Genomic DNA, 18212 nt, shown 5'->3' on the forward strand with positions numbered 1-18212 from the left:
TATAATCATAAATTATTGTGCTTTGTTCGCTTTTTGGTCATGTGTTTCTGTTTCGGGTTTTCGTGAATCGCTGATGCTGGTACATTTGCGCCCAAATAATTTAACATTCAAGTGGTGTTGTTTTGGGTTGGTTTAATTTATGTTTTTTCTTGTTAGTGCTTTTTGTCGGTGTGCAGGCCGCCAACGCCCAGCAAACGTCCGGGTCTAATCAATACACGCCTCAATTACCCCCCCATGCCAGTGGGTTACATTTGAAAGGCAGCAGAGATCAGCTCAGCTGGGTCGCCGTTTCGGGTGCAACTTACTATTACATAGAAGCGTATCGCGGCTATGAGGTTTACCAGGCACAAATGAACAGGGCGATTGACGCAGGTATCATGGGCAACGGGAGAGACCCACTGAGCCAGACGAATGCCAGCAGTGCCCCTGTGCCGAATACCAGTGATGTTTTTACGCCGCGTTATCAAAGCTATGGTCGCAGCTATACATTAACTGCGCCATTCAGCGACGCCCGCTATTTAATTATTCCCTGCAACCATGTCGGCTGTGGGGCCGGCTTTGTCGCCCGGCAATACGATGCACAGGGTTATTATCTCAATATAGAATCATTCCAGACTGACAGTCTGACAGTACTTCCCTGGGAGCAGACGAAGCTGAGCTGGAAAGTGGCAGGTGCGCACAGTGTGAGCTTACTCAAAGACGGTCAGCCTTATCGCACGGGTTTGCCGGGTACTGGCAGTGAAATGGTTAAACTGGGTCAGAGTGCCCGCTTTACATTGCGTGCAGAAGGTCACAACTCTGGTATAACCGAAAAGCAGCTCCAGATCATTTACCATGACGTAGCAGATGCCGACACCGTTCATCAGGGGGTCTATTCTGTGCGTTTACAATCCATCGGACTTGATCCTGTGCCTCGTACCGTTATTGCCGTAGATGATAAATACCTATTTTTGACTGATAAGCGTAATGCACTGCACAAAATAGATCATAGTCAGGCACAAGCCAAAGTGGTCTGGACACAGCAGCTCAGCGGCAAAGTGCTTAACCAACCCTTGTCGTTCAATGGTTATCTGTACTTCGGGGTAAGCAGGTTAGATGGCAGCGGAGAAGTATGTCGGCTCGCTGTGCAATACTCTACCCGGGTGAATTGCAGGACGACGTCAGACGGTGTCATTGCCGGTGCCGTGATGGTCAAGCGGCAGGGGTTGACGGGTGTGCCCATCAGTGGTGCTTCGGGTGCCAGCCACCGGTTATCGGGGACGAACTTTACGCAACCGGGTTTTGATTCCAGCATCGTCTTTATTGACCGCAAGGGATTGGTCATGGAGTACGATGCGGCATTGAGCGGCTTATATCAAAGTGCTTACTTGCCTGCCCACATGCGCCAAAGCGACTACCTGGTTACCCCGTCGGTGGACACGCAGACACGCACCCTTTACCTTCCTTTTACCAGTGCCAGTGATGGTCACCGCAGTGTGGCGGCGATTTCAATTGATGACCCGAGCGTCTTTAATGACAATGGACCCACAGACCCCACTGATCCGATCAATCCCGACCCGATAGGCCCCGGTGGCCCAATCGATCACTTTTCTGTTCCCTTAAACCTGCCGTCAGAGCGCGAGTTGGCGCGTAGCATTCAAAATGCCGCCTATAACGACAACATGATCACCGTGGAATGGACACAAGACACAGGAGCGGGCAATGAGTAAGTTTACAAGCATCATATGGGGGATTTTTGCACTGCTTGCTAGTGGATCCGCTTTTGCCGGCAATTTAACGGAAAGAGAGATCAGAGACAGGGAAAAATACTGTACAAACAATACTTACACTAGACTCCAGCCTGAGGGAGGGGGCGTTATTGAAGTGCCGGTTCAGATAGTCGATAACCAGGGTGATGATCCGGGCCTTGGGGCAAACTTTTTCGAGTTGTCTTTGACAGATTTGACGGCTGGTAAAACGGCTATGCTGTTTGACCGGAGTAAGAGGGCGCATACCCATAATTATACGGCCAAGCTGTCCAAGCCTCATTTGTATAAGTTAAATGCACAGTACTTCTTCTGGAAAAGTAATGACACTGGTGGTAGCTCAGGTGGGAGTTCAGGAGGTGATTCAGGAGGTGATTCAGGAGGTGACTCAGGTGTAATTGGGCCTGTGTGTGACCCTAACAAAGAAAAATGTGACGATGTTGTCTCTGTCGGGCTTTCCTCTGAACCAGGAGAAGACAGTGTTTTTGAAACCACGGTTTTTTGTACCAACCTGATTTCCGTTTTGCCTCGAAAGTATCCGAATATAGCCTGGAGCAGTTCCGTTGAGGGAAAACAGCTGGCGTTGAGTGCCAGTGACACCGGTGAAGGGTACGAGCTTGAATCTCTGGATATCTGTTTACTGGACTCAGCAGGCAACTGTGAGCAAACACTTGTCTGTACCAGCAATACCACAGGACGATGCAGTGGCTTCAATAACAGCAACCCAATTACTGCCACTTTCCGCTATGAGCTGGGGTATGGGCAGAGCCGCAGATTCAGGGCAACGGCCACAGATCAGCATGGTTTATCCTCAACTTTTGAGTACCAATCTGCCACTATCACTGAAGACAACACCAGCTCAAGCGTCTCTCTGACACTGTATAACATGGACGGCCAGCCGCTGGAAAATGACGTAATGCTGTCTGGTGAGCAAGATATCATAGCCGTTGCGCATGTTCAGGACCAGGATGAAACGTCGGCCAACTGGCCCAGCTCAGCCACGCTGAAAGTAAATGCCAATAATGTTGCCCTGAACAATCGCACGAATTCCCTCACTTTAAGCACAGGGTCGCTGAATGCGCAGTGCTTCAAGTCTGGCAACGCAACGGTAAATAGAAGCGATACGTACTGTTATCGGCAAGTTCGTATCTCAAGCACGACTCGGTTTAAGGCATTAGCCGGAGGAGGGGAATCCAACGAGATTGCGATTAATGTGGCAACCCGGCCTAACCTGACCAACGTATCCCTCCGGGACGATGTCGTTTTGCCGGGTACCTCGCTTAAGCTGGCGTTTTCCGTGGTTGATGACAGTCAGGCTGTAAGTAAAGACCGAATTTCAGTGTGCTACATGCCGCGCGCAGCGTCGTCTGCCACGCTGACCAGCTGCGAAGGGGCCACTTCGGTGAGCAGCGCTTTAGTACAGGGGCAAAATAACACCTATACCGCAGAGTTCTCAGTGCCACAGCCCGGGCGTTACCACCTGTTAGTCCTGGTGAATGACAACTCCGGGTTAACGGATGCTCAGGCGCGCTCTTCGCTGACCTTTTCCACTATCCAAAGTGCGGGCGTTGCGCTGCATGTCCCGAACCCGGATGACCTTAACCCGTCCGAAGGGTTGCAGCGAATGCGGGGCACAGCGTTCGAAGAAGAGATCCTGGTTGGTGCATTAAGTTCTGAACCTGGTTATCTGTGCCGCGTAGCCTTGTTCAGTGAAGAGGCTGGTGGAGAGATTGCCAGCGCAGTCGTAGAGCAGGCATTACCCAACCTGGAAGATGACAATAACAGACTGGTCGCAAAACTCACCTGGTCACCTTCGTCACACCTGCCAAAAAACTTGAACGTAAAGGCCAGGGCTTATTTGCGACAGGGCAGTGTGTGTAGTGCCTCTACTGAGCGGGCCGTTGACAGTGTCGCGTCTTATTCATTTACACTGAATTCTGAGGTCCCCACGAACCCACAAGTGGTGCTGGAGCATGATGGCACTGCATCTCCGGGTGTGATCAAGATCACGCTAGCAAGGCGTGACGCAGATCATGCCAACCAGTATGAGCTTTACGAGTTTGTTGGCACCGCAGATCAAGCATGGGATCATGACCTGACAAACTGGCATCGCGCTGGGCCATCGCTCAGTGCAGACAACGTGCTGTTACAGCAGTTCGTGACAAAACCGCCTGTGGATCATAACAAACGCGCGGTGTACTGCGCTGTTGCTACCAATGAAGATCACACGGGGCCTAAGACATATAGTACGTCATACTGCGCTCAGACGACCATTCATAATCAGGGTGATGCGCCCCCACCGGCTTATTTTGATAACGACGACTATTATTTTGGCCCTTATACACTCAACATTGAATCCGCGTCGAATTATGCCAGCCAGGCTGATTTAGCGCTGTATTTTAAACTTGAGCGCAAATTGGCGGGCAATAGTGACTGGGAAGTATTGAACCAGCAACTGGAAGCCCGACCTTACAGTGCCAGCGCGCCTGAAGCACAATATGCGATCACACGGCCCGCCGCCAACCAGACGGTTACGTATCGGGTGACGGCATTTAACCGCAATGGTGCGCAGAGTGTTCAGAGTGCACAAAGTACTTTTTCTGTGCAGCACGTGAACGCAAAAATTGTCTCGGTTGTTCCCGGCAGTGGCGAGCGGGAATATGTGGTAACCGGTGTGGCGTTTGCCCCACAGGGCAATATCGTGTCGGTGCAACAAAATACCACCGGAGTCAGCCATCAGCTGGGTGCAGCTGACGTTACGTATATCGACAGCACCAGGCTCAGGGTGAAGGTCCCTGAGCCGATAGAGCAAGCCTATACGCAGGGTGGCTTTGTGGTGGGCATCAAAAATGCGTTAACCAATGCCAGTTACTCAACTTACAATGTAGATGGTACGTCTGGTGACGTGGCTGACCCTCTGAACTATACGCCCACCGTTGGCTTTAACGGACAGCAGTATTTGGGTAAAGGTAACGCGCTTTACGCCGAGAAAGATCTCCAAACCCAGTGGTTTCGCGAAACGGGCGGGCAGCTCAGCTCTCGCCCGATAGTAACGCAGTCGGGCATTGGCAGCGATGTGGTGTTTGCCGGATCGCAGGACCATCATATTTATGCCTGGAGCCAGATAGGCACCCAGTTATGGAAAACAGCCACGCGTGGCGCTGTTGAGGCCGAAGGTCTGGTGGTCGGTGACGACCAGCTCAGCGGTCAGTTATTTTATGGCTCAGCAGACGGTGCTTTATATGTGCTCAATGCCACAACCGGTGCCATAGACTATTTATACCAGCTTGGCGCTAAGGTGAGCCAGAAGCCCATGGTGGTTGGCAATCAGATCTGGGCAGTAACCGAAGACGGTCAGTTACATAAGCTTGACCGTCATGCCGCAGGTCTGCAACCGCTGCGCTGGGGCGACATGGACAACTCGCCTTTGCTGGATGCATTTACACAGGCGTTTCCCGCAGGCTGGACCCCTGGAGAGGATGTCGATGCGCTGTATTCATTGCTGCGTCTTGGCTATCTGGTTTTAGGCCGGGATCTGACCCGTCATGAATTGTCTTTTCTGGCTTATGCAGTGATACATCATAATGTCACGCTGTTGGAAGTTGCGGATGCAATGTTGGCATCAACAGAGGGTCAACAGCGCTTTGCTCCGTCATTGGATGAGACGCAGTTTTACGACCAGCTGATTAATCTGACGTATCACTTGTCGGCCAATGGCCTGGCGGGTTACGACAGAGCCTACTGGATCAACAGGTTAAAGACTGATCTGTCGCGGTCGCAGTTCTTGCTCGAAGTTCAGTGGTCGTCGGGCTATGCCGTTACCTATAATCAGGCAGTTGTCAGTACGCTGTATTACTACTATGGCCATTGTTATAAGGATGCCCTGTGTAACGACTGGGTTGACTCGGATGGCGACAACGTGAGTGACGTGGCAGAAACAGTGCTGGGAACCAATAAACTCGACCCCCGTGATGGCTTACTAAGTGCCCCTGACCTGACATTAACGCCCGAAGGCGCAGGCCGTATTAAAGCCGAATTTAGCTACGGCCGCGATCTGGCCAGGTTTAAGCTGGTGGATGTGGCCAGCAATACTGCACCAACCAGCCATGCGGCGGTAAATCGTCAGGCAGAGGCGGTGCTGGTCTATCCCAACGGCAGCCACCGCTTTTATGCCCAGGCTTGTATTGATGTGGCAGTGAATGCAGCTAACCCAAACAATACAACTGAATTCTGCTCTACGCCGTCGGCAGAGCAAACCATCACTGTGCTGGATAGCTTAGCGCAGGGTCAGATAACCCCGCATTCCCCACCGCTGGCAACCGCCAGTTTTGAACCGGCGAGTAGCAGTGCACTGGACACCCACTATAAGTATAGCTTCACAGCGGGCAGCTTCCGGGTCAACGAGCAAGGGGCGGCAACGTATAGCATTCCCATTGCATTACCACAGGGAATAGCCGGGGTAACACCTGAGGTGAGCCTCAATTACAACAGTCAGCAACCGGCATCGTCAGTGGCTCAGGGGTGGCAACTGTCGGCAGGCTCGGCCATTACACGCTGTCGTCAGACGCTGGCGCAGGACGGCGCATTTAAACCGGTTTCTATTGGTCTGGATAATGAAGATCGCTATTGCCTGGATGGTCAGCGGCTCATACTGATCAACGACAAAAAACACGGTAAGGTGGGTGCAGAGTATCGCACTGAAATGGACTCCCAGCAGCGCATTGAGATTGAGCCAGGAGAAGAAAGCTACAAGGTGCAGTTTGTTGTGTATGGTAAAGATGGCAGCAAACGTATTTATGGCGGCACAGACAATAGTCAGGCTGGGGGGGAGCAGCACCCGTCCAGCTGGCTGATACGACAGAGCATGGACAGTGTTGCCGCTGCGGGTGCTGCAACCGAGCCTGCCGCAAACGTCATCCAGTATCGTTATCGTCATGGCGGCTTAGCTGGTCGTCCGGACTCCGCGCTGGGGCAGCTGGAGACTGTGTTATCGAGCATTAATTATAGCGGATATACCGTGACCTTTAACTATCAGGCGGGTCCCGTGCGTAATCTGGCCTACAGCCTGGAGGCGGTGTCGCAGCCCATGCAGGCACAGGCAGAATTGACGGACATCCGGGTCAGCAAAGGTCAAACGCCACTGCATTACTATGAGTTACAGACGGAGCGTGGGGCCAATGGGGTGCGTCAACTCAAGCAGGTACGCCATTGCGACCGACCTGTGTCAGACGGTGATGCAACGTGCAAACAGCCTGTGACATTTGACTATGAGCAAACCAAAACCTATCCGGAGATGTCAGCCAGCCAGGCTCTGCTTGGTGTGGGTATGCATGAGAAAATCGTTGCGACCAGTATTCTGGACAGCAATGGCAATGGTGAGCCGGAGCTGGCGGCGCTGATCCAGCTGCAGGACACCTACCAGCATGAATTGTGCCTGATAAAGCGTGATGGTACCACCCAGTGTCAGGTGATAGACACGTATAACCGCGAAGACAGTGTCAGCATGATGCCCTTTGATCGTGAAGGAGATGGAACGCAGGGGCTGTTGATCCAGACCAAAAAGCCGCTTCATGGCGCCGACGTGAGCATCCAGTGGACATATTTTGTGTTTGATAAAACACCCTGGCAGAGCGGCTCTATAACGGGGAGTGACAATATAAAGGCGCTCCGCATTGGCGATGCCAATGGTGATGGCTTTGACGACTTAATGTATACCGACACAACAGCCTATCAGCAGCCTCGCCTGGTACTGAATGGCGATATTTCATTGGGTTATCACCAGGATATCCAGCGTAACCTGGAGAACGATGCTCCCTTTTACTTTATGGATATGGACTTTGACGGCAAGGCTGATCTGGTGACATCTGCCTGTTCATCTGGTGGCTGCAGTCAGGCCGGCAAGTACGACTTAGTCTTTATTTATTACAACCGCTACGACCCTGCCAACCGTAAGCATAAGTTCGAAGTGGGCACTAACTCATCTCAGCAGGTTGTACATAGCAGCCTGACACCGATGGATATCAACGGTGACGGGACGCTGGACCTGATGTACCAGAATCAGGATGACGACTGGGAAGTAGCGCTGGTTCGCCCGTCACTCGGAGCAGGACTGCGTTTTGATCGGGATGCGATTATCACCCTTACGCCCCCTGATAATGTCAACATTACAAGGGAAGTCGCTATCTGGGCCCCCCTGCTGGCCGATCTCAATGGCGACGGTCAAACAGAGCTTTATGTGACGGGTAAATCGACCACTGGCCCGCGAGAGTTTGGCTTGTATCGTTACGAGTTTGAGCCGGGCACCCGAACCTTTAACACGCCAACGGAGATGGCTTATCGGCTTGACCAGACACCAACGTCTGGCGCGATGGTGTTTTTTGCAGACATGGATGGTGACAGCACCCCTGAGCTGGTGGCGCAAAACCATCATCAGATCACCCAGTATGGCCGTACATATCAGCAGTTTGGGGCCGGGCGCCTGAGTACCATCACGCAGGGGATGGGCAATCAGACCCGGATTTACTATGGTGACATGTCCGACCCTGCTGTTTATCGCAAAGGTGATGAAGCGGTTAGCGCACAAATGCAAGCCGACAGTGACCTCAAAGTCACCGATTTGGCAGCCGGAGCCAGTCTGGTCCGTGAGGTGCAAACCAGTGCTCTGGATACGCAAACGGGCGACACAACGTTGAGCGTGACCTATGAATATGAAGGCGCGCGGGTGCAATTTGGTGGCCGTGGCTGGCTGGGCTTTTCGGCGCTGACCACCAACACCACCAAAGACGGTCTGCACATTGCTACTCGCACAGAGTACGAACAGGCCTTCCCGCTCACGGGTATGCCAAAGCGTACCACTAAAACATTGTATGTGGATGGCAGGGCACAGGTGCTGAGTGATGCCTATGACGACTACGCTGAGGTTGCTAAGCCCGGCTTAACAGGGACCTTTTATCAGGTTTACAATCAGAAAAGCCGTACTTGTAGTGCCCGTGTAAATACCGACAACTATTGGGCAGACGGGTATGATTGCAGCCAGACCACCACAACCCAGGATGACTATGGCAACGTGACCAAGATGGTGGTTGCTAAGTATCCGCATGATCAAAGTACTTTGGGAGATCTGGTTCTGCAAGAGCCTGTTACTGTGGTATCTGGTGTGACGACGTACAATAAATATGGCACCCCAGCAGAACAGGCGCTGGGTCGTTTGCGCGATGCGGTTGTGATACATGCCCGCGCAGGACAGGGCTATATCAGTCGTACCAGTCACTTCACTTACAAACAAAGTGGTGCGCTGGCAGGGTTGCTGGAAACCGAGATCGTGGAGCCCAATGGGGCTTGCGATGCCTACCTGAAAACCACGAATGGCTATGATGACTTTGGTAACCTCATCAGCAAGCAGGTGCAAAGTAAAGACGGTTGTTCAGAGTCTATCAACCGAACCAGCACCACGACCTATGACAGTGAAGGGCGCTATGTGGTGTCGCAGCACAATGGCATATTCACATCCGCGCAGGTGATATCGCGGAATAAGTATGGCCAGGTGACAGAGGCCCGCAATGCCGATGGGGTGTCGCAGTACACTTACTATGATGCGTTTGGCGGTGAGATTGGCAGCCATTCACCCAGCGGGGCACAGCAACGGACCCTGATGACGGACTGCCTGATTGGTGCGCCAGCCTACTGTGCATTTGCCAGTGCAACTTATGTGAATACTGAACTGGTCGCACGCACTTACTATGATCGCCTTGGCCGTGTGTTAGCTAAGGCGCGCCTGACGCCTAAAGGGCAGTGGCTCCAGGATACCACCCATTATGATAAGTTTGGTCGGGCTGTGGTTGTCACGCCGGCAGGCCATGCATCAACGCACACCTATTATGATGTGCTGGATCGCGTGATCCAGGTGGATGACCATCAGCTGGACTTAACGACTACTCAGCGGGTGGAAGATCGAACACTCACCGCGCAAGTGACGGCCACAAATGGCAGTGATATTCCGGGAGGAGCCCAAACGACCATCACCACACACAATGTGCATGGCGAGAAGCACACAGTAACGGATCAGACCGGTCAGGTGCTGACCTACAGCTACAACCGGCTCGGATTGCTGGAAACGGTGAAGTCCTCTGCCGAGGGTAATACTGCTCTTATCACCAACACCTACAATCTGATCACGGGCCGCAAAGAGCGCACTGAAGATGTTGACCGGGGCAACTGGCAGTACACCTACAATGCACTGGGCGAGCTGCTGACACAAACTGACGCCAATGGCGATAAGCAGAGCTTTGTGTATGACTACCTTGGCCGTAAAACACAGCTCAACATTAACGATGCGGTTGATAGCCAGTGGCACTATCACCCCAGCCAGCCCTGGCGTCTGGACAGCGAGCAACGCGGCAGCTGGGTACGGTCATACCTGTATGATCCGCTGGGGCGTCAGGTCGCATCGGTCACCGATCTGGAAAGCGCACTGAGCTGTAAAGATGAAGTCAGCTACGAGCCTGCCACCAAAGATGTGCGGATAACCGACGCACTGGCCTCAGTGCATGATGCTAAATGTGTTGTACAGCTGACCACCTTTGATGAATATGGCCGGGTGTTCCAGCAGTTTGATGACTATCGTCGTACCCGGGATCGCGGTCGCTTTGTAGAGGCCCGGGGCCAGCGTTTGTATTACAGCGCAGGCCAGGTGTACCAGAAGCAAGAAGCGCGCGAGGGGGATGCCGGGCAGCTTTACTATGTTGCCGAATCTGAAGACAGTGCCGGACGTGTGATTGGCTATAAAAAAGGCCACTTCAGCATGGTGGTGGGCTATGACAGCCGTGGCAACCTGAAGACGCTGGGCGTAGATGAGCACAGTGCTTACAGTCACATTCAGCAGCACAGTTACACCTTTGATGCGCTGGGGAATCTGACCAGTCGCGCCCTGACTGCGGCAGAAACTGCGACCACCTTTGGCTACGATGCACTGAATCGGGTGACGACGGTGAACGGTGAGGTTCGTTATGGCTACGATGCAAACGGTGACCTCACCAGCAAAGATGGCTGGACGCAAAAGTATGGCAAGGCAGGTGAACCTTTACATGCCATCTATGAGCGGGTTAAAGGGTCACAGACCGAAACCTTCCATTACGATGCCAATGGCAATCAGACAGGTGAAACGGTCTTGCTCAATGGGGTGTCGCAGGAACGCACGCTGACCTACAGCGCCCGTAACAAGGTGACCCAAATCAGCCAAAATGGCGAGGTGATAAACTTTGAGTACGACGCTAATAACCGCCGTTATAAGCGCACAGAAGGCAGCAAAACCATCTACTATGTTGGCGCGCTGGAGATTGTGGATGAAGGCGCCAGTGGTGAATTTGCCAATCAGCATTATGTGCGTCGCAGCATTAACGGCGATGCGGTGCAGACGTATCACCCGAATGGGCAGGCCAGCCTGCAATGGCTGTTTACGGACCATCAGGGCTCAGTGGTGGCCATTACCGACTATGCCGGTAAGTTCCTCAAACGCTTTAGCTATGACGTATTTGGTAAACAAAGTGAGATAGTCAGACCGCCCAGCAGTGATACCAGCTACACTCAATGGTCCGCAGCTACAATGGGGATCTTTACCCGGGTGCCTGCGAACAGCCGCAGTTATACGGGCCATGAGCCCATTACGCTGGGCGGCGATAACCGCATCATTCATATGAATGGTCGAGTGTACGATGCAGATACGGGCAGGTTTATGCAGGCGGATCCTTTTGTTCAGGCGCCTTCGAATTTGCAGAATTACAATGCTTATTCCTATGTGTTGAATAATCCGCTGTCATATACGGATCCGAGTGGTTATTTGTTTAAACCATTTAAGAAACTCCAGAGAAATGTGATCCGAGGTGCTGCGAAGGTGTTTGGCGCTGAAGCTGTCAATATTGTGGGTAGTATTGCTGCGTCTTTCTGTGCACCAGCCTGTTCAGCTTACTGGAGTTATGAATTCACCCGGGCGATGGGAGGGTCTTCTTCCCAGGCGTTTAGAGCTGGGATGATTGCGGCTGTTACTTCCCAGGCATTCAAGGCAATAGGCAACCATTTCAACAATTTGGGTAACTACAATGCTTTCCATGTAAATAGCAACTTATTGACGAAGTTTGGTGGTAACCTATTGACCTCAGGCCAAATCGCGGCACAAATTACAGCGCATGCTGTGGTTGGAGGGGTATCTTCCGTTTTGAGTGGCGGCAAGTTTGGTCATGGGTTTGTGAGTGCTGGTATAACCAAGGCTGCGGGTGGCGCATTCCTGCCTGGTGGCGCTGGCCTGAGTGCTACTCAGATAGCAAAAGGTACGGTAGTCTCGTCGATTATTGGTGGTACAGTCTCAGCAATTACTGGCGGTAAATTTGCCAATGGTGCTCGTACTGGGGCCATGCAGTATTTGTTGAATCAGGTTAATGAAAGCTGGAAGCAACGCTTTAATGGACTAAGTCCTGAAAGCAAAAAGTCTGAAATTGTTGAGCTTACAAGAAAACTGGCTGGGACAGCTTCCAATAACGTTGATATGTCTGGAGCGGTTTCCACTAAATTACCTACCTGGCTGTATAAAATGGTGCGAGGGTATAAAATTCACAGAGAGTTCTCAAACTTAATTGACTCAACGGGTATCGATGATTATAGAGGAGAAGGTCCAAGTTATTTACTTGGTTTTGAAACCCCGTGGGGAACTTTGAACTCTAGTCGACCAGATGCAACTTGGGGGCCAGAAGCTGAGCCACATTTAGCATTTGAGCTAAAAACGGGTTTACCAATACTCTACCCATATCAAAAGCTACAATATCAGAGAAACTTGCCCAGCTCCACTGAGTTGGTGTTGATTATGCCTGCGACAGGTGATTAGGAATGAAAAAGAAAATTATTACACAATTGACGAAGAACACAGATATATTTTCGGCAAGTTTTAAGAAAGACAAAACTTGGATGTTAGTATTCGAGCCATCAACTAAAAATGTGAGAAGTGGGGTTGGATTTAGTGAGTACTCGTCAGGTACAAAGTTTTTTTATTGGGTTTTTCCTGATGTTTGCTTTCCGTTTATTTTCCCTTACTCTCTACTGGGGAATGTAGATGTTTCAGACACAGATAGGGCCCACTTTTTGGGTAAAGGCTCTAGTCCGTCAGAAAGCGAGTTGATTGACTTCATTTTGGATAAGTGCAAGCTGGTTAGGGAAAGCTTAGCTTTGGATTATACAAGTTTGGTCGAATTTCTATCTGCCAACTATGATAAATTATCCAGTTTCGAAAAAGCTGATTATATTCTCCTTAGGTTTTATATTGAAAGGGATTTTATGTTAGTAAATGAAGCTGAAAAATTAGTTCCAAAGCTTAATTCACACAACCCTAAAACGATTAAATTTAGAGATTTTATTCAGCTGCTAAAGTCTCAGGAAGAATCCAAGATTATTAATGAAATAGAGTTGTTTAAGAAGGAGAATGAAAAAGTTTGGCAAGCTCATTTTGTTGAAAACTAATAGTTGTTGCTAGAGAGTTACAAGGATATATATGGACGCTCCAGCGATGTCAAGCCGAGTAGGCCTGAGGGGTAGCGAGTTTTCGTTACCCCGTTCGTTATGTTACTCGTGTTGCCACACCTGATGCTTGGTCCAGTCCGCTATAAATGAACTAGGGGAGTTAAGGTGACACCCATTCAAAATTGGCGCTCAGTGAGCGCCTGTTTTCTGTGCAACCACGCCAGTGCGGTGTGCAGTGGAAATCAGCGCTGGCATGCACAACTGATCAGCGGAGGGTGCATTTGCGGCCAGTCCCATCAGGTGGCTGTGCTGCCGAAATTGATGGCTCGCGCTGGCAGCCACTGCATAGTTCTACTTATTTGGTCTGCTTATAAGTTACAAGGACACCCACCCAAAGTCTTAGACATTCAGTCTGGGCTTTTGGATGGGGGATGAGATGGACGCGCCTAAATCGGCGTTAGTGCAAGTTACAAGGACACCCACCCAAAGTCTTAGACATTCAGTCTGGGCTTTTGGATGCAGTAAGTTACAAGGACACCCACCCAAAGTCTTAGACATTCAGTCTGGGCTTTTGGATGGGGGATGAGATGGACGCGCCTAAATCGGCGTTAGTGGACTACGCTGAATCCCAACGGAAGATACATGGACACCCACCCTAAAGTGGCGTTTGTAAGGTACGCCGTCTACCTTTAGGTAATGCTCAATGGATTGAGGATGCTAGATTATGCCAATGGCAAGGAAGAGGCAGGTCAGCCTATCAGACACTAAAAGTTACAAGGACACCCACCCAAAGTCTTAGACATTCAGTCTGGGCTTTTGGATGGGGGATGAGATGGACGCGCCTAAATCGGCGTTAGTGGACTACGCTGAATCCCAACACTTACAAACCAATCACGAGCCGTAAAACACAGCTCAACATTAACGATGCGGTTGATAGCCAGTGGCACTATCACCCCAGCCAGCCCTGGCGTCTGGACAGCGAGCAACGCGGCAGCTGGGTACGGTCATACCTGTATGATCCGCTGGGGCGTCAGGTCGCATCGGTCACCGATCTGGAAAGCGCACTGAGCTGTAAAGATGAAGTCAGCTACGAGCCTGCCACCAAAGATGTGCGGATAACCGACGCGCTGGCCTCAGTGCATGATGCTAAACGTAGTTATAAGCGTAGTTATAAGGACACCCACCCTAAACTGGCGTACGGAATGTACGCCGTCTACCTTTAGATAATGCTCAATGGATTGAGGATGCTAGATTATGCCAATGGCAAGGAAGAAGCAGGTCAGCTTATCAGACACTAAGTACTACCACTGCATATCCCGGTGTGTTCGCCGGGCATTTCTGTGCGGCAACGACCGCGTCACGGGCAAGTCTTATGAACATCGGCGAGACTGGGTTGAGGAAAAATTACTGACCCTTGCGAAGGTGTTTTGCATTGATGTGTGTGGCTACGCGGTGATGAGCAATCACACGCATATCGTGCTGTATGTAGATGATAAGAAAGCGCAGAGGTTAACAGATAAAGCAATCGTTCTTCGCTGGCATAAGTTGTTTAAGGGCAACTGGTTGACGCACAAATTCATCAATGGTGATGCGCTGAGCGAGTCAGAGCGCAATATGCTTGATGGAGACATAAGAGAGTTCAGAATACGCCTTGCGAGCATCAGCTGGTTCATGCGGGTGTTGAATGAAGACATTGCCCGCAAGGCCAATAAAGAAGATGGTTGTACAGGCCGGTTTTGGGAAGGGCGATTTAAGTCACAGGCCTTACTGGATGAAGCGGCACTGGCAGCGTGTCTAGCTTATGTTGACCTGAACCCAGTCAGAGCCAAAATGGCAGCGACACCGGAAACGTCTGATTATACTAGCATTAAAAAGCGTATTGAGTATGCACGACAAGGAAAGCAGCCTAAGAGCTTACTACGCTTTGCTGGTAACCCAAGAAAACACATGCCCAAAGGATTGCCCTTTGAGCTGACTTATTACATACAGCTGGTTGAGCTAACAGGCCGATGCATGCGTGCAGATAAGCGAGGTTGTATCAGTGATAGCCAGCCACTGCTGACACGATTGCAAATAGAGCCGGATAGCTGGCTCAAACTAACTACGCAGTTCACAAAGGTGTTTCATGGCGCGGTAGGGCGAAAGCAAGCGATGACAGATTACTGTGAGCACCTTCACAAAAAGCGACGCACCAACCTGACTCAGTGCGAGCGATTACTGGGTTAACACTTTTTCTTTTTCACCATTTCAACTTATCTAAGTTCAGGCCTGGATGCGCATTCGTATTGTCCGAATCTGATTATTCTTCAAGATTTCGTGTTTAAACATATGACTTTCACTGCTCAGAGCTTATAGGAAGCGCTGAATTTGATAGTCTTGCATTTCGACTTTGAAACTGCCCACAATTGGTCTGTGAATATACGGGTGGGTGTCTCCTGAAAACCTCAGTGCGAATTTCTGGTGGGTGTCCCTGAAAACTCTCGAACTCTTTTACATGCCATCTATGAGCGGGTTAAAGGGTCACAGACCGAAACCTTCCATTACGATGCCAATGGTAATCAGACAGGTGCAACGGTCTTGCTCAATGGGGTGTCGCAGGAACGTACGCTGACCTACAGCGCCCGTAACAAGGTTACCCAAATCAGCCAAAATGGCGAGGTGATAAACTTTGAGTACGACGCTAATAATCGCCGTTATAAGCGCACAGAAGGCAGCAAAACCATCTACTATGTTGGCGCGCTGGAGATTGTGGATGAAGGTGCCAGTGGTGAATTTGCCAATCAGCATTATGTGCGTCGCAGCATTAACGGCGATGCGGTGCAGACGTATCACCCGAATGGGCAGGCCAGCCTGCAATGGCTGTTTACGGACCATCAGGGCTCAGTGGTGGCCATTACCGACTATGCCGGTAAGTTCCTCAAACGCTTTAGCTATGACGTATTTGGTAAACAAAGTGAGATAGTCAGACCGCCCAGCAGTGATACCAGCTACACTCAATGGTCCGCAGCTACAATGGGGATCTTTACCCGGGTGCCTGCGAACAGCCGCAGTTATACGGGCCATGAGCCCATTACGCTGGGCGGCGATAACCGCATCATTCATATGAATGGTCGAGTGTACGATGCAGATACGGGCAGGTTTATGCAGGCGGATCCTTTTGTTCAGGCGCCGAGTAATTTGCAGAACTATAACGCTTATTCTTATGTGTTGAATAATCCGCTATCTTATACGGATCCGAGTGGGTATTTGTTTAAGAAGCTTCTTAAGGGCGCAATGAAGGCGACGGGAACGTGGCAAATGCTTCGCGCTATTGGCAAGGTTCCTTGGCTCAACACCGTGGTCACCATTGGCCTCAACTTTATTCCAGGCTGTCAGGGTTGGTGTGCCGCTGCGGCAACTGCGGCATATAGTGCAGGCTCTACCTTTGCTACTACGGGAAGTTTAAATAAAGGATTAACCGCTGGTTTGACGGCTGCTGCTATGCCCGGAGGTGGAAGTGCCGGTGCGATACTTGCGAGTGCTGCGATTGGAGGTGTTTCATCTAAGTTGATGGGTGGTAACTTTGGTCACGGATTCTTTGCTGCTGGACTGGGTGCTGCTGCTGGAAACATTGGTGGAGGGATCAGAAATCCGCTCGGAAAAATTGTGGTAAGTGCGATTGTGGGTGGAACGGTTTCAAAAGTAACTGGCGGAAAGTTTGCTAATGGTGCGTTCAGTGCGGCTTTTGCTGCAGCGATGAGAGCGGATTGGGGGCGAAAACAAAAGTATGATAGCTCGACTTCGGGCTCTCAAAATGACGGCTTCGTAAAAAACAAAAAACTAGCTTCGAAAGCCACAAAGTATGCGCAAGAGATGATAATGTCGATTGATGCTACCGTCAGTGGCAGTCCAGAAATCAGTCAATCAGATTTATTGAGCTATGTCGAATCAATTGAGAATCAGTGGACGGGTACGTATAAAAATGGCGATGGAGATGTATTAATGTTGGAAGTTAACCTAGAAGTTGTTGAGTCAGGTGGAGATATAAGTGTCTTACCTTGTGAAAAGTGTGGATACCGGCTAGTAGATGGCGGGCTTGCGTTAGTTCGAGGCATAGCTCTTCATGGTGGGAATGAAATGTGGTTTAGTAAAGAATATGGTGGTCAGTATACTGCGGCTCATGAGTTTGGTCATGTCCTTGGGTTTGATCATATCGGTAATCATCAATTAATGTCTGAAGGAGGCGGAGGAGGGAATGTTGCTAAGCCAAGCTTCTCAACCATTAAAGCTCTATTTGAGAATTACTAATATGAAGGTGTTAAGTGCATTACTTCTCTTCGCCTATTTTTCTTTTAATTGTAGGCTTTTATTTGCAAGTGAAACTGGGAGTTCAGATTACTTCCTTTATGAAAGTCATCCCATGGTTTCGTTTGACGGAGGGTGTATAGGGAGTAAGTTTGAGCAGATTAGAGGTAAGGCGAGATTTACTAGAGAGCTGTTTCCATTAACCTCCTGTGGAGGAAAACACAGTAAAGCGATTGTTTCATTCGACAGTTCGGTAAAGGAGAGTGAAATTAAGTTTGTTGTTAGCCTTTTGGTGGAGCTTGGGGTGTTAAGTAATAGTTATGGATATGATAGTAATGATTTTAAGTTCAAATTTCTTGAGCATATAGAAAATATCCGGGACTTTATGGGGTTAAAAGCTGATCAGATTAGTGTTTCAATCTATGAAAGATGGGAAGCAAAGAAAATAATATCTATTCAATATCATGATGGCTCAAAATTTATATTAACAAAGGTTTTAACGAATGGTTTAAATATTGAGTCGGTTTCTTCAAATCGACTCATGATGAACTAGGGGAGTTAAGGTGACACCCATTCAAAATTGGCGCTCAGTGAGCGCCTTTTTTCTGTGCAATCACGCCAGCGCGGTGTGCAGTGGAAATCAGCGCTGGCATGCACAACAGACCAGCGGAGGATGCATTT

The 18212-nt window shown here is 50.2% G+C and carries 6 protein-coding genes; all 6 read left to right on the forward strand.

Features of this window, described 5'->3' with window-relative positions; genetic code table 11:
* Positions 1-149: 149 nt before the first annotated feature.
* The 6 genes from CWC22_RS00260 (at position 150) to CWC22_RS00285 (ending at position 18084) form a co-directional block, all read left to right on the forward strand.
* Complete coding sequence (locus tag CWC22_RS00260; protein ID WP_138539800.1) at positions 150-1709, forward strand: hypothetical protein; 1560 nt, start codon at positions 150-152, stop codon at positions 1707-1709.
* Positions 1702-12618 (forward strand): RHS repeat-associated core domain-containing protein, encoded by a 10917-nt coding sequence (locus CWC22_RS00265; RefSeq protein WP_195879840.1) that lies wholly within the window; start codon positions 1702-1704, stop codon positions 12616-12618. Before CWC22_RS00260 ends, CWC22_RS00265 begins: the two co-directional genes overlap by 8 nt.
* Positions 12619-12620: 2 nt before the next feature.
* A complete protein-coding gene (locus tag CWC22_RS00270) occupies positions 12621-13247 on the forward strand; it encodes a hypothetical protein (RefSeq protein ID WP_138539865.1) in 627 nt (208 codons plus the stop codon).
* Between the two features lie 1254 nt (positions 13248-14501).
* Entirely contained in the window at positions 14502-15473 is a 972-nt protein-coding gene (locus CWC22_RS00275) for a transposase (protein ID WP_195879841.1), read from the forward strand.
* Positions 15474-15707: 234 nt separating this feature from the next.
* Positions 15708-17534 (forward strand): RHS repeat-associated core domain-containing protein, encoded by a 1827-nt coding sequence (locus CWC22_RS00280; RefSeq protein ID WP_195879842.1) that lies wholly within the window; start codon positions 15708-15710, stop codon positions 17532-17534.
* Positions 17482-18084, forward strand: coding sequence for a hypothetical protein (locus CWC22_RS00285; RefSeq protein ID WP_138539671.1), 603 nt, complete (start codon positions 17482-17484; stop codon positions 18082-18084). The genes CWC22_RS00280 and CWC22_RS00285 overlap by 53 nt, the downstream gene beginning before the upstream one ends.
* Positions 18085-18212 lie beyond the last annotated feature (128 nt).

The organism is Pseudoalteromonas rubra (genome assembly GCF_005886805.2).
In the GTDB taxonomy this organism is placed as follows: Bacteria; Pseudomonadota; Gammaproteobacteria; order Enterobacterales; family Alteromonadaceae; genus Pseudoalteromonas; species Pseudoalteromonas rubra_D.

What these genes read in the sequence shown, in the direction of transcription:
- CWC22_RS00265 (WP_195879840.1), top strand. Translation starts at nt 1,702, where the DNA reads ATGAGTAAGTTTACAAGCATCATATGGGGGATTTTTGCACTGCTTGCT.
- CWC22_RS00270 (WP_138539865.1), top strand. Translation starts at nt 12,621, where the DNA reads ATGAAAAAGAAAATTATTACACAATTGACGAAGAACACAGATATATTT.
- CWC22_RS00275 (WP_195879841.1), top strand. Translation starts at nt 14,502, where the DNA reads ATGCCAATGGCAAGGAAGAAGCAGGTCAGCTTATCAGACACTAAGTAC.
- CWC22_RS00285 (WP_138539671.1), top strand. Translation starts at nt 17,482, where the DNA reads ATGTTGCTAAGCCAAGCTTCTCAACCATTAAAGCTCTATTTGAGAATT.